13 protein-coding genes are annotated in these 13,092 nt (G+C 69.6%); 5 read left to right on the forward strand and 8 right to left on the reverse strand.

The genetic code is table 11. The features are described from left to right. Positions 1-219 precede the first annotated feature (219 nt). From H9622_RS07660 to H9622_RS07680, 5 genes are all read right to left on the reverse strand, one after another. On the reverse strand, positions 220-870 hold the full coding sequence (locus H9622_RS07660) for an arsenate reductase ArsC (protein ID WP_318247064.1): 651 nt from the start codon (positions 868-870) through the stop codon (positions 220-222). After that, complete coding sequence (locus tag H9622_RS07665) at positions 867-1,283, reverse strand: arsenate reductase ArsC (protein WP_318247065.1); 417 nt, start codon at positions 1,281-1,283, stop codon at positions 867-869. Before H9622_RS07665 ends, H9622_RS07660 begins: the two co-directional genes overlap by 4 nt. A gap of 72 nt (positions 1,284-1,355) precedes the next feature. Beyond that, positions 1,356-2,234, reverse strand: a complete 879-nt coding sequence (locus H9622_RS07670) for a metalloregulator ArsR/SmtB family transcription factor (RefSeq protein WP_225221825.1) — start codon at positions 2,232-2,234, stop codon at positions 1,356-1,358. A 25-nt stretch (positions 2,235-2,259) separates the two neighbouring features. Beyond that, the gene (locus H9622_RS07675; protein ID WP_191766130.1) at positions 2,260-2,754 is read right to left on the reverse strand and encodes a GNAT family N-acetyltransferase; all 495 of its coding nucleotides are present in this window, start codon (positions 2,752-2,754) and stop codon (positions 2,260-2,262) included. 14 nt (positions 2,755-2,768) lie between these two features. Continuing rightward, complete coding sequence (locus H9622_RS07680) at positions 2,769-4,085, reverse strand: FAD-dependent oxidoreductase (RefSeq protein ID WP_191765807.1); 1,317 nt, start codon at positions 4,083-4,085, stop codon at positions 2,769-2,771. Positions 4,086-4,171: 86 nt separating this feature from the next. On the opposite strand from H9622_RS07680, the gene H9622_RS07685 reads away from it, so the two are divergent. The 5 genes from H9622_RS07685 to H9622_RS07705 all read left to right on the forward strand — a co-directional run bounded on the left by H9622_RS07685 (position 4,172) and on the right by H9622_RS07705 (position 9,102). Then, positions 4,172-4,516 (forward strand): ArsR/SmtB family transcription factor, encoded by a 345-nt coding sequence (locus H9622_RS07685; RefSeq protein WP_191765808.1) that lies wholly within the window; start codon positions 4,172-4,174, stop codon positions 4,514-4,516. Further along, positions 4,513-5,196, forward strand: a complete 684-nt coding sequence (locus H9622_RS07690; RefSeq protein ID WP_191765809.1) for an aquaporin — start codon at positions 4,513-4,515, stop codon at positions 5,194-5,196. Before H9622_RS07685 ends, H9622_RS07690 begins: the two co-directional genes overlap by 4 nt. Beyond that, positions 5,196-6,347, forward strand: coding sequence for an MFS transporter (locus H9622_RS07695; RefSeq protein WP_191765810.1), 1,152 nt, complete (start codon positions 5,196-5,198; stop codon positions 6,345-6,347). Before H9622_RS07690 ends, H9622_RS07695 begins: the two co-directional genes overlap by 1 nt. 111 nt (positions 6,348-6,458) lie before the next feature. Further along, positions 6,459-7,967 carry an alanine/glycine:cation symporter family protein gene (locus tag H9622_RS07700; protein WP_191765811.1) on the forward strand — a complete coding sequence of 503 codons (1,509 nt, stop codon included), beginning with the start codon at positions 6,459-6,461 and terminating at the stop codon, positions 7,965-7,967. Positions 7,968-8,070: 103 nt separating this feature from the next. Next, positions 8,071-9,102 (forward strand): alpha/beta fold hydrolase, encoded by a 1,032-nt coding sequence (locus H9622_RS07705; protein WP_191765812.1) that lies wholly within the window; start codon positions 8,071-8,073, stop codon positions 9,100-9,102. A 139-nt stretch (positions 9,103-9,241) separates the two neighbouring features. On the opposite strand, the gene H9622_RS07710 is transcribed toward H9622_RS07705, so the two are convergent. From H9622_RS07710 to H9622_RS07720, 3 genes are all read right to left on the reverse strand, one after another. After that, complete coding sequence (locus tag H9622_RS07710) at positions 9,242-10,936, reverse strand: VWA domain-containing protein (protein WP_191765813.1); 1,695 nt, start codon at positions 10,934-10,936, stop codon at positions 9,242-9,244. Between the two features lie 173 nt (positions 10,937-11,109). Next, a complete protein-coding gene (locus H9622_RS07715) occupies positions 11,110-11,835 on the reverse strand; it encodes a DUF72 domain-containing protein (RefSeq protein ID WP_191765814.1) in 726 nt (241 codons plus the stop codon). A 28-nt stretch (positions 11,836-11,863) separates the two neighbouring features. After that, positions 11,864-13,039, reverse strand: a complete 1,176-nt coding sequence (locus tag H9622_RS07720) for a zinc-dependent alcohol dehydrogenase (RefSeq protein ID WP_191765815.1) — start codon at positions 13,037-13,039, stop codon at positions 11,864-11,866. Between the last annotated feature and the right edge of the window lie 53 nt (positions 13,040-13,092).

The following is a 13,092-nucleotide window of genomic DNA, read 5'->3' on the forward strand; positions in this document are numbered from 1 at the left end:
GCACCTCAGGAAGTGAGAGTTCGAATCCCCTATCCTCCGCCATGAGAACCGCGCCGTCCCGGAGGGGCGGCGCGATCTCGTATCGACGGGCCGAGCGATTCGAGGAGGAGCGAAGCGACGGAGTCCCCTATCCTCCGCCACTGTTTCGCCTTGACAACACGGGGATCGCGACTCCGCCGAAAGGCGCGCGGCGCGGCTGAGGCTCGCTGTGACCTGGATCTAGGACGCCGGCGCAAGCTCAGACAACAGGTCGATGACTCGGTCGCGGATACTGTCCCGGACCTGCCGCACTCCGTCGAGGTCGAGCGTCGCGGGGTCGGCGAGCTCCCAATCCACGTACCGCTTGCCGGGGTAGAGCGGGCACGCGTCGCCGCAGCCCATCGTGACCACGGCGTCCGCCGCGCGCACGACGTCGTCGGTGAGCGGCTTGGGAAACTCCTTGTCGACGTCGATGCCGATCTCCGCGAGGACGGTGATCACCGACGGGAGGATGCCGTTGCCGGTGGGCTGTGACCCCGCCGAGCGGACGTGCACGCGTCCGTGGGAGAGATGCCGGGTGAGAGCGGCCGCCATCTGCGAGCGGCCGGAGTTGTGCACGCAGATGTACAGGATCTCAGGCACCGCTTTGGCCACGAGCCCCGTGGACTGCGCGAGTGCGGTGAGACGATCTTCGGCGAAGCGCTCGGTGAGAGCGGGAAGGTGCGTCTGAACCTTTGCAGCCCGGCCGAGAGCGGCGTAGGACTCGAAGACGACGCGTGCGACGGTCTCCTCCCCGACCATGCCGGCGAACCGCTGCGCGAGGCGCGCCGCGGCACGGTGGAGAACCGAGTCAGGCGAGAGCAGCGCAGCCTGCCCTCGCGGGGCGCTCACGCCGCCCGTCCATCCGGGAGGATCTCGGTCAGCAGCGTCTCGATCCGGCGTCGGATGTCGTCGCGGATGGGGCGCACCGCGTCGATTCCCTGGCCGGCGGGATCGTCGAGCTCCCAATCCTCGTAGCGCTTGCCCGGGAAGATGGGGCACGCGTCGCCGCAGCCCATGGTGATGACGACGTCGGACTCCCTCACGGCCTCCACAGTCAGCACCTTCGGCGAGTTTCCGGCGATGTCGATGCCCTCTTCGGCCATTGCCGCGACAGCGACGGGGTTGATCTCGTCCTTCGGTGCTGAGCCTGCCGACAGCACCTCGACGCGATCGCCTCCCAGCGCGCGCAGGTAACCGGCGGCCATCTGTGAGCGGCCGGCGTTGTGGACGCAGACGAACAGGACGGTGGGCTTCTCAGACACGTGGTCTCGCTTTCTCTCTGGAGAAAGCATAGATGCTGATCTATTTGTCGACAATGAACGTCAGATGAACGGTCAGGTCGCCAGCAGTTCGCCCAGGAGCGAGCGCACGCGTCGCTCGATGTCGTCCCGGATGCCGCGCACGACGGCCGCGGGCTTCCCGACCGGGTCTTCCAGATCCCAGTCCAGGTAGCGGCGGCCCGGATAGACCGGGCACGCGTCGCCGCAGCCCATCGTGACGACGACATCCGCCGCGCGGACCATCTCGTCGGTCAGGGGCTTCGGGAACTCGCCGCCGATCGAGATGCCGATCTCGTCGAGCGCGTGGACGATCGACGACCGGACCTCGGGCCCGGGGGCGGAACCCGCCGTCCGGACTGTCACCCGGTCGCCGGCCAGCTGCCGGAGGATCCCCGCCGCCAGTTGCGAGCGCCCGGCGTTCTGCACGCAGACGAACAACACCTCCGGCCGGTCAGGGCGATCGCCTGCGACTCGGCTCAACGCGTCGAGCCGAGTGGCGGCGAACGCGGCGGTCCGAGAGGCGACGAGAGGGGAATCGGTGGCTCCCGCGAGGAGTTCGTAGCTCTCGGAGACCTGTGCACGCACCGTCTCAGCGCTGAAGGTCCCGCGGTAGCGCGTCGAGAGGTCCGCGACGATGCGCTCGAGGTCGGGTCGCCCCACCCGGGGCCTGCTGCCGAGGAGCGCGTCGACGCGCGCGGCTTGGTCGGGCGCGATCGAGTACCAGACCCGTCGTCCGTCGGGTTCGCGGACGACGACGCCTTCGGCGAGCAGAGCCTTCATGTGATGACTGACGGTGGGCTGCCGGAGGGCGAGAGCCTCGGCCAGCCGACCGACGAGCTGACGGCCGTCCTGAGAATCGCGAATGAGCCGGAGGATCTTCGCACGGGTCGGGTCGGCCAGCGCTGCCATCCTGCGCGACTCCTCCGGACTCATAGATCGGAGTCTATCGACCGCTGATTCAGTCCACGCCGTTGCGATCGCTGCGCCGTTCGATCACCACCGTGTCGCGCCACCGGCCCGCGTGCGGCCCGACGCCCGATCGCGCTATCCGTTCGCGGCGCCCCACGACCCGGAAGCCCGCTTTTTCGTGGACGCGCAGGCTGGCCGCGTTCTCGGGGAAGACGCTGGACTGGATCGTCCAGACACCCGCGTCCTCCGCCGCCTGGATGAACGCGTCAAGCAGAGCGCGCCCGATACCGCCGCCACGGGCATCGCGGTCGATGTAGACCGAGTGCTCGACGACCCCGGAATAGACGGGCCGACCCGAGACCGCTGACGCCGCTGCCCAGCCCACGATCCGGCCGGCGTCGTCGAGCGCCACCAGGCGCGCGTACGGGAGCTTGCCGGCATGGAAGACCTCCCACGTAGGAGTGGTCGTCTCGAATGTCGCTTCTCCGTCGTCGATGCCTTGCGCGTAGATCCGCTCGACGTCGGTCCAGTCCTCGGGAACCATCGGCCGGATCCGGGTCACGAGCAGCAGCCTCCTGCTGCGCCGGCGAGGTCGGTGGAGCACACGCCGGTCGCGGGCAGCACGAGCTCGACCTGTGACGCGGAGGCGAGGTCGCCGTCGAGCCACGCGGCCACCGAGCGGATCTGCTCGTATCCCGTCGCGAGGAGGAAAGTGGGCGCGCGTCCGTAGGACTTCATGCCGACGATGAAGAACCCGTTCTCGGGATGCGTGAGCTCGCGGAAGCCGTGCGGCTCGACGGTGCCGCAGGAATGGACGTTCGGGTCGATCAGCGGTGCGAGGCGCTTGGGCGCTTCGACGATGTCGTCCAGTTCCAGGCGGATCTCGCGGAGCATGTCGAGGTCGGGGCGGAATCCGGTGGCATTCACGACGAGGTCGGTGGCGTGGGTGACGATCTCGCCCCGGCGATGCCCGACCAGTTCGACATGACCGTCTCGCCGGCGCGCTCGAATGATCTCGAACCCGTCGATCACCGTGACCGTTCCCGCGGCGACGGCCTGGTCGACGCGGCTGCCGAGCCTGGCGCGGTCGGCGAGCTCGTCGTCGGGCGAGGACGACACCCGCACGGCCTGGGCGTTGCGGATCAGCCAGGTCACGGTGGTGCCCGGCTCCTGGCGCGCGAGCTCGGCCAGCCCCAGCAGTGTGTTCGCCGCTGAGTGACCTGCGCCGACCACCGTGGTGTGCCGCCCGGCGAACTGCGCCACGTCGCGACCGAGCACGTCCGGGAGAGCCGGCGTGACGGCATCCGCGATCTCTTCGAAGCCCAGCAGTCCGAGCCCGTTCGAAGAGAGTGAGTTCGGCGTCGAGTAGGTGCCGGACGCGTCGATCACTGCCCGTGCCGAGAGCTCCTCGATGCCGCTGTCCGTCGCGACGCGAAGGGCGAACGGCGTAGCCGCGCGCGCCCGGGAACGTGTGCGATCCATCCCTTCGCGGGTCACCCCGATGACGCGGGTGTCGGTGCGGATGACGGACGCCATCGGGTCGAGGGCCGCAAGCGGCTCCAGGTAGAACTCGACCAGTTCGGCACCCGTTGGCGCTCGCTCGGGGTCGCGAAGCTCCCACCCGGATGCTTCGAGCATGCGGCGGGCGGTGGGGTCGACCAGATGCTTCCACGGCGAGAACAGTCGGGTATGACCCCACGAGCGGATGCTGGCACCGACGCTGTCGCCGGCTTCGAGGACAACGACGTCGATGCCGCGATCGAGGAGATGCGCAGCGGCGGCGAGGCCGATCGGGCCGGCTCCGATCACGACGACAGGAAGGGTCGAGAGGCGGTCGCTCGTGGCGACGCGGGGGGTGAGGTCGAGCAGGGTCACGGGGTGCCTCCGTAATATCGATGACTTTCGATATGGCAGTCTGCACCCATCTATCGATGTCTGTCAATATCGAGTATTGTCGATGCATGATCACGCTCGAGGTGACCGATGTGACCGCCGCCTGCTGCACGCCGCTCGTGCGCGAGACGCTCTCGCCGGAGGACGCGGAGCGGCTGGCGCACACCATGAAGGCCCTCGCCGATCCGACGCGCCTGCGGCTGCTGTCGATCGTCGCCGCTTCAGAGGGTGCAGAGGCGTGCGTCTGCGATCTCATCGACCCCGTCGGGCTGAGCCAGCCAACGGTGTCGCACCACCTCAAGGTGCTCAGCGAGGCCGGGTTCCTCACTCGCAGCAAGCGTGGCACCTGGGCGTACTACGCGCTCGTGCCGGGAGCGCTCGACCGCGTGTCGCAGCTCTTCGTCACCTCGTGAGCAGCGCACGCGCCGCAGCGGGAGAGTTCCTCGGGAGCGCGGGCCTGACGACCGTGGTGGTGGGTTCGGGGATCGCCGCCCAGCGCCTCTCCCCCGGAGACACCGGATTGCAGCTCTTCGAGAACGCCTTCGCCACGGCCCTGGGCCTCACGGTCCTCATCCTCGTCTTCGCGGCGGTCTCGGGCGCGCATTTCAACCCGGTGGTCACCCTCGCCGACATCACCCTCCACCGCGAGAAGTGGTCGATCGCGGCCGTCTACCTCCCCGCTCAGGTGATCGGGTGCATCGCCGGCGCCATCCTCGCCAACCTGATGTTCGCCGAGCCCGCCGTCGCCTGGAGCACCACCGAGCGATCCGGATGGCCGCTCCTTCTCGGCGAGGTGGTGGCGACAGCCGGGCTCGTCGTGGTCATCTTCGCGCTGGTGCGCAGCGGGCGCTCGCACCTCGCCGCGCCCGCTGTCGGCGCGTACATCGGTGCGGCGTACTTCTTCACGTCATCGTCGAGCTTCGCGAACCCGGCGATCACCATCGGCAGGATGTTCACCGACACCTTCGCCGGCATCTCGCCCGAGTCAGCGCTGCCGTTCATCGCCGCTCAGTTCGTCGGGGCGGCCCTGGGCTGGATCGCCGTCCGCGCGCTGTTCCCGATCGAGGGTGCGCGCGTCACCGTCGAGGCCTGATGCTCACCGGGTCGCGACCGCGTATCGCGCTCGCGCTGCTGGCCGCGGCTCAGGTCGTCGTATGGGGCGTTCTCTACTACGCAGTCCTGGTGGCGGCACCCGCGATCGCCGAGGACACCGGATGGGATGAGCAGAGCATCTTCCTCGCGGTGACAGGCGGCCTGGTGGCCTCCGCTGCCTGCGGCGTGGTCGTCGGACGCCTGCTCGATGCCCGGCCACGGGTCGTGATGGTCGTGGGAGCCGTCGCCTCCGGGGCCGCGCTCCTCTGCGCGGCAGCCGCGCAGAACGTCCTGGTCTTCGCCGCCGCGTGGCTCCTCGTGGGAGCAGCGCAGTCCGCCGTGCTCTACCAGGCCGCCTTCACAGTCATCACGCACCGGTACCGCGGCGCCCGGCGCGGACCGCTGACGATCGTGACGCTGGCCGGCGGCCTCGCGTCGACGATCTTCGCGCCGGTGACCGCAGCGCTCCTGGACGTGTTCGGATGGCGCATCACCTTCGCGATTCTCGCCGGGCTCATCGCCCTGGTCGTGGTGCCGATCTACGCGATCTCCATCGAGGCCGGATGGGAGCCCGTCGTGGAGACGCGGTCGCGCGAGGACTCGACCAGCGTCCTGTCCTCTGCGAGGTTCTGGCTGCTCGGCCTCTCCTTCGCGACGATGTCGTTCGCCTTGTACGCGGTCACGCTCTCCGCCGTGCCCGCGTCGATGGAGAAGGGCCTCGATCTCCAGGCGGCGGCGTGGGTCCTCGGCGTCATCGGGGCCGGTTCGGTGCTCGGCCGCGTCATCTATCTCGCCCTTCCGCATGCTGCGGCGCCCTGGGCGGCACCGGTCGCCGTCGGGCTCACGGGGGCGGTCGCGCTGGCGGGCTTCGGCGCCGCGCAGGGCGCGATTTGGATGTTCGTCGCCGCAGCGGCCGCCGGTGCGGTGCGAGGCGCCCTCACCCTGGTGCAGGCCTCCGCCGTCGCTGACCGATGGGGCCACGCCCAGTACGGACGCGTGAACGGCGTACTCGCCCTGCCCGTCATCGCCCTCACCGCGCTGGCGCCGGGAGCGTCCGCGACGATCGCCGCCGCTGCGGGTTCGTACCAGGCGCTGGCCCTCGTGATGGCCGCGCTCTGTGGTGCGGGCGGTCTCCTCGCGATCAGGCGATGAGCGCCCCTCGAAACCTCCGACACTTGTTCCGACGTCGTCCTCCCCGGCAGCGAGCGGTCGCGACCGAGAAGTGCGTGCGCGAAGGCTGCCGACTAGGACATACTGACGCGCGTGGAAGCCGTGAATGCGTGGTTGCTGACGTGGGGCGACAATCTCTGGACCTGGATCGTGCTGCCTGTGGTGGTGCTGCTCGGCATCTACTTCACGATCAGGTCGGGCGTGGTGCAGTTCCGGCTGATCCCCGAGATGCTTCGCACGCTGACCGACAAGACTCCGCGCACCGAGTCGGGTGAGCCGCAGTCGGTCTCGGCATTCCAGGCGTTCACGATCTCGGCGGCGTCTCGAGTCGGAGTCGGCAATATCGCCGGCGTCGGCACCGCCATCGCGGTCGGCGGTCCTGGCGCGGTGTTCTGGATGTGGCTGATGGCGTTCATCGGCGGCGCATCGAGCTTCATCGAATCCTCGCTCGCACAGCTGTTCAAAGTGCGCGACAAGGACAGCTTCCGAGGCGGACCCGCGTATTACATGCAACGCGGCTTGAAGGCGAGATGGCTGGGTGTGTGGTTCGCGATCATTCTCATCGTGTGCTTCCCGTTCGCGTTCAGCTCCCTGCAGGCGAACACGATCTCGGCGACGGTCACCGCCACCGTCGGCTCCGAGACCGCATGGCTGCCCTGGGGCGTCGGCATCGGCATCGCGGTCCTCACCGGTCTCGTCGTCTTCGGAGGTGTGCGCCGCATCGCGTCGGTCACCCAGTTCCTGGTGCCGATCATGGCGCTCGCCTATCTCCTGCTCGGGATCGTCGTCGTCGCGCTGCACGTCGATCGCATCGGTCCGGTGTTCGCGGAGATCTTCACGCAGGCGTGGGGATTCAACGAGGTCGTCGGAGCCGCGTTCGGCTACATCGTGCTGACGGGCGTGAAGCGCGGAATGTTCTCCAACGAGGCAGGACTCGGCTCCGCGCCGAACGCCGGGGCGAGCGCCGCCGTCACGCACCCCGTGAAACAGGGCCTCGTGCAGACGCTCGGCGTCTACTTCGACACCTTCCTCGTCTGCTCGATCACCGCATTCATCATTCTGGTGTCGGTTCCGGACCTGAGTAACGCCGCCCGCGGGATCGGGTTGACCCAGGACGCGCTGGTGAGCACGCTCGGCAACTGGTCGAGCATCGCACTGAGCGTCATCATCTTCTTGCTCGCGTTCTCCTCGATCCTCGGCAATTACTACTACGGCGAATCGAACATCGAGTTCATCACCACCCGGCCGTGGGTGCTCACCGTGTACCGCATCCTCGTCGTGATCGCTGTGCTTGCCGGCTCGGTCGTCGGCGCCGACCTGGTCTGGAACTTCGCCGACGGTGTGATGGGGCTGATGGCTCTGACGAACCTGATCGCCATCGGGTTGCTCTCCGGGATCGCGTTCAAGCTCCTCGGCGACTACACCCGCCAGCGCCGCGAGGGCAGGGATCCGGTCTTCACCCGCGACCTCCTGCCGGGTGTCACGGGAATCGAGTGCTGGGAGGACGAGCGCACCGTCACGGGTCCGCTCGACCTGCCGACGAGGCAGCGTCAGGCCGAGAAGCACCGCGACCACCTCCACCACGACGACCAGCGCGCCTGAGGCTCTCTCGCCGCACCGGTAGCGCCGCCACGTCACCGCGGGCCGCTGCGGCGGCACTTGTCGCGCCCCTCCGTTGCGCCGGTGTCGTCCGTATGCTGAGCCGATGAGGAAGTGGGCGGTGCTGGCATCCGTGGCGGCGGGTCTCGCAGCGCTCCTGGTCTGGCGGACCAGCCCGCGCCTGCCACCCGGGACGAACGCCGTGATCGCCCGCATCCGCTCCGAACCCGTGACGGGCGTGGTGATCGGCGATTCGGGGCACGCGCAGTCCGGCATGGTGCGGATCTGGTACGAATCCATCCCGCCCGAAGGCGCGGAGAAGGGAGTCGTCCTCCTCAACATCGCGCTCGGTGCGAGCTCGCTGTACTGGCCGCCCTCCTTCGTGCGCGCCTTCTCGGCGGCGGGATTCCGGGTGGTCAGGTACGACCAGCGAGGTACCGGTGCGTCGAGCCGGATGCCGGAGTGGACTTGGCAGCGGTCGTACTCACTCATCGACATGGCAGGTGACGCGATCGCCGTGCTCGACGAACTTCGGATCGACCGCGCCCACGTGGTGGGACTCTCGCTGGGCGGGTTCGTCGCCCAAGAGATCGCGATCGGCTACCCCGAGCGCGTTCAGTCGCTCACTCTGATGTCCACATCGGCCGACCCGACCGACCCCTCCATGCCCGGACCGCGGATCCGGCCGTTGATCACATCGGCCGTGGCGAGACTTCCGCTGCTGCGATACCGCGTGCTGGGCGGCGAGGCGAACCTGGTGAAGGAGGTGGTCGCGGGCCTGGTCGCGCAGGGCGGGGATGAGCCGGTCGACGTGGAGGCGTGGACCAGGATCGTGCTCTACGACCGCCGCGAGCGGGGCGGGTTCAACCTGGGTGCACTGAGGCAGCATCACACCGCCGTCACCGTCACCCGCTCGCGATATCCCTTCCTGGGCGCTATCACCGCGCCCACGCTCGTGATCCACGGCGAAGACGACAGCTTCCTGCCGATCGGACACGGCCGCCGGCTCGCCGCCGCCATCCCGTCCGCCTCCGGGATGTGGCTGGAAGGCGCCGGTCACCCGTTCCCCTACCCCGGCATGTCCGAGGTGACGGAAAGGATCATCCACCACGTCGCATCCTCCGATGTCCGTGACTGACGTTCGAGCGGGCCTGCCGGCGGGCTGGCCGGCGATCGGCGCGATGCTCGTCCTCGGCGGCGTGGCGGCCCTCCTGCTGCACCGCGCCGCGCGGCGCCACTGACACGGCGACCCCGCGGTCGCGGCATCCGCTCTCGATCTACCCGCAGTTCGGGCGGCAGCCGCGCTGCGTCACCGCGTCGATCAGCACCGTGCCGATGTCGGTCGGCTTGAGCGCCTGATAGGCCGCGCCGTCCGTGGCCGCCGCGATCTGCTCCAGCGCGGCCTGGTCGGTGTCGGGACCGTAGCCGATCGCGATCACCGCGACCGGCTTCGCCGGATCCCGCAGCTTCTCCAGTTCGGCGAGCAGACCCGGCAGGTCGAGGCCCTCGTCGTCTTCGTTGAAGCCGTCGGTATTGAGCAGCACGAGGTTGACCTGGCCCGCGACGTACGTCTCGCGCAGGTAGGTCACGGCGGCGAGAACGCTGTCGTAGAGGCCGGTGCCCCCGCCGACGAGGCTGTCGAGTCCGTTCGCGGAGTCGATCATGCGCTGCTTGTGCGCCGGGTCGCCCAGCTCGCCGAACGGCACGATCTCCTGCCAGTCCTGGCCGCCGATGCGACGGCTGGAGAACACCCAGTTCGCGATCGAGGAGTCGTCCGAGAGCGAGTTGATGGCACGGACAGCGGCCTGCTCGAACAGGTCGATGCGGCGCATGTCGGCGGTCGCGGGCTGGTTCATGGATCCGGAGACGTCGTTGAGCGCGATCATGCGCGACGGTGCGGTGAGCATCTGCCACGTGCGCAGCGCCTCGGCCTGGTTCGCACCGTCGGCAGGGTCGGCCGCCACCACCGCGGCATCGCCGTCCGCGGCACCCGCCGCGTTGCCGGCGGCGTCGCGCAGTCCGTACTCGGCGAGCCGCTCCGACGCACCGGCCACCGCCTCGGACAGCACGTCGACGGCCTCGAGCGTATCGACGGTCGCGTCGCCGAGAGTCACGAGCGGCATGCTCACGGCAGGCGTCACGTCGGCGGGGAACACCGGCACGAGCGGAGCATCAGCGGCGGTTCCGTACGCGAGGAGGGCCTGCTCGGTCGTCACCGCGATGGTCGGAGTGGTGGCAGCGGATGCCGCGGCGAGCGCGTCTGCGGCCGTGGCGACGACACCCCGCTCGAGGCCGAGCGCCAGCGCCGTGAAGACCCGCGCATCGCCGCCGACGGCGGTCTGCAGCGCGAGCAGCGCCGCCGAACTGCCGGCCACCGCCGCTGGGTCCGGCAGGACCGCCGACACCGTTCCGCCGGCGAGGCTCGCGAATCCGGCTCCCTCGGACTCGAGCGCGGTCGCGGTGTCCTCCGTCGTCGCGAAGACCACCGGCGTGCTGGCCACCGTGCCGATGACGACGAGGTCCGCGGGATGGACTTCTCGAAGCTCTGCCATGCCGGTCGCCCGCGCGGGCCACATCGCGGAGTCGGGCACCCACACGTCGAAGTCGGGCGCCGTGCCCTCGGTGATCGCTGCGGCGGTGACCGCGCTGTCCTCGGCCCGGATCGACACCTCGGGGCAGTCGGAGCGCGGCCCGGTGAGATCGGCGACGATCGACTCGAGCGCCTTGGCGACGGCCGGGTCGGCGGTGATGCGCAGCGACGCGGGGAGGCACTCGCCCCCGGACGTGGGCTGCTGTGCGGACGCGCCGGGGAACCCGCGCACGAAGATGACGCCCAGCACGGCGACGAGGGCGACGACCAGGAGCAGGATGACGCCCACCAGGATCAGCGAGCGCTTCTTCTGCTGCGCCGCGCGGACGGCGGCGCGCGTGGGCGCCGCACCGGGGGGCGTAGACGGCTGAACTCGGACCAATGGCACTCCGATGAACGGCGGGTGGGGGCCCGCATCGGGGATACGGCGTCGTCCCGGGGGAAGACAGCGCCGTACTTCGGGGGGAATACTCCAGTGGAGTTTAGGTGACAGGCCTGGGAGGTCAAAGGGGTCGCGGTGCGCGCGACCCCAGCCGGGAGCCCGTCTCACCGACGTCAGCTGCCGAGCATCGCGCGCAGAGTGCGGGCGTTGCGCACAGCGTGACCTTCACCGTCGTTGTTGAAGTACGTGTAGACCGAGTGTCCCGATCCCTCCCATTCACGAATGCGTGCGGCCCACCACGAGAGGTCGTCGTCGGAGTAGGAGCCGCCGTAGAGGTGCTCCTGATCCGGCCCGTGCAGCCGCACGTAGACGATGGGGGCGGTGGCCCGCAGGATGCACGGCAGCCGCGCGCCGCTCATGACGCAGTAGCCCGCGCCCCGATGCTCGAGCAGCCGGAAGACGTCCTCCGTCGCCCACGAGTCGTGGCGGAACTCGACCACCGGCCGCACCCACGCGGGCAGGTGCCGCAGGAACCAGTCGAGGCGGGCGTCGTCCCGCTGGTGCGACGGGTGCAGCTGGATGAGCAGCGGACCGCGGCGAACGCCCAGTTCGTGCAGGCCGGCCTCGATGCGCTCGATCCACGCCTCCGGATGCAGCAGCCGTCGGGCATGGGTCAGTCCGCGCGGTGCCTTGACCGCCATCTCGAAGTTCGGCGGCAGCCGCTCGCGCCACGACGCGAACCGCGCCGGCGGCGGCCAGCGATAGAACGAGGCGTTCAGCTCGACGGTGTCGAACTCCCGGACATACGTCTCGAGCCGTGCGCCGGCGGGCAGCCGCGGAGGGTAGAGCACGTCCTTCCAGTGGTCGTAGCTCCAGCCCGAGGTGCCGATGCGTGCCATGAGGGGGAATCGGATGCCGCGTGCCCGCTCACGGCTGGAGCACGACCTTGATGCATCCGTCCTCCTTCTTCTGGAACGTCTTGTACATCAGCGGCGCATCGGTCAGCGGCACCCGATGGGTGGTGAGATCCATGACGCCGAGCGGGTCGGCCGGATCCTCGACAAGCGGGAGGAGCGCATCCACCCACCGCTTCACGTTGCACTGCCCCATCCGCAGCGAGATCTGCTTGTCGAACATGGTCTTCATCGGCAGGATGTCGGCGTCGCCCGCGTAGACGCCGCTGATCGAGACCGTGCCGCCGCGACGCACGAGGTCGATCGAGGCGTAGACGGCGGCGAGCCGGTCCATGCCCGCGGTGTCCATCACCTTTCGGGCGAGTGGATCCGGCAGCATCCCCGCCGCGCGCTGGGCGAACGCGATCATCGGGTCGCCGTGGGCCTCGAGGCCGACGGCATCGACGACGGCGTCGGCGCCGCGCCCCTCGGTGAGCTCGCGCAGCTCGGCGACGATGTCGTCGGTCAGGTCGAAGGTCGACGCACCGTGGCGCTCGGCCATCGCCCGGCGCTCGGGCACCGGATCGACGGCGAGGACGCGGTACCCGAGGTGCACGCCCGCACGGGCGACGAACTGGCCGACCGGCCCCAGCCCCATGACCGCCACCGTCCCGCCGTCGGGCACGTGGGCGTACTGGAGTCCCTGCCACGCCGTGGGAAGGATGTCGCTGAGGAACAGGTAGCGATCGTCGGGAAGGCCGTCGCCGACGCGGATGTGGTTGTGGTCGGCGAGCGGGACGCGCAGATATTCGGCCTGGCCGCCCGGCACCTGGCCGTAGAGCTTGGTGTAGCCGAACAGGGCGGCGCCGCTGCCGTACTCCCGCACCTGCGTGGTCTCGCACTGCGACTGCAGTCCGCGCAGGCACATGAAGCAATGCCCGCACGCGATGTTGAAGGGGATGACGACGCGGTCGCCGACGGCGAGCTGCGTGACGGCGTCACCCACCTCCACCACGACGCCCATCGGCTCGTGCCCGAGGACGTCGCCCTTGTCGATGAAGGGCCCGAAGAGCTCATAGAGGTGGAGGTCGGAGCCGCAGATGGCGGTCGAGGTGATCCGGATGATCGCGTCGGTGGGCTCTTCGATCCGGGGATCGGGCACGTTCTCGACGGTCACCTCGCGTCGTCCCTGCCACGTCAGCGCCTTCATGGTCCCGTCCTCTCGGCCCGTCGCCGCGGGCGTCGCTCGCAGATCCCCGAGGT

Source organism: Microbacterium gallinarum (assembly GCF_014837165.1).
In the GTDB taxonomy this organism is placed as follows: domain Bacteria; phylum Actinomycetota; class Actinomycetes; order Actinomycetales; family Microbacteriaceae; genus Microbacterium; species Microbacterium gallinarum.